1 protein-coding gene is annotated in these 278 nt (G+C 40.3%); it reads right to left on the reverse strand.

The features are described from left to right. Nucleotides 1-47: 47 nt before the first annotated feature. Nucleotides 48-278, reverse strand: a 231-nt coding sequence (locus AAEY79_RS14680; RefSeq protein WP_352289058.1) for a copper resistance protein NlpE N-terminal domain-containing protein, incomplete at its 5' end; no start/stop codon positions are given.

Consider the following 278-nt stretch of genomic DNA (forward strand, 5'->3'; position numbering starts at 1 on the left):
ATTTACGACTGTCCAACATACCCTAAATATTTTGTGCCGCTGCTTTTTTATTTGCGTGACAGCGTGTAGTCGTTGTCAGGTTTTTTATACTCGTCTATCATCACCAAATGGTTGTCTTGGATATGGTAAGTTTCGATATTTTTGCTTTCATAAACAATCGTAATCGTATCATTGTCTTGTCTATAGATACCCGACTCAAGCAGTGGCTGGCGCGGCGGCTCAGCATTGTTATAGAGGCTCTTTTTTAGTACTGAGCCATCAGCAAACAAGTTCAAAGT

The sequence above is a fragment of the Psychrobacter sp. GW64-MNA-CIBAN-0177 genome (genome assembly GCF_040309585.1).
GTDB classification, from domain to species: Bacteria; Pseudomonadota; Gammaproteobacteria; order Pseudomonadales; family Moraxellaceae; genus Psychrobacter; species Psychrobacter okhotskensis.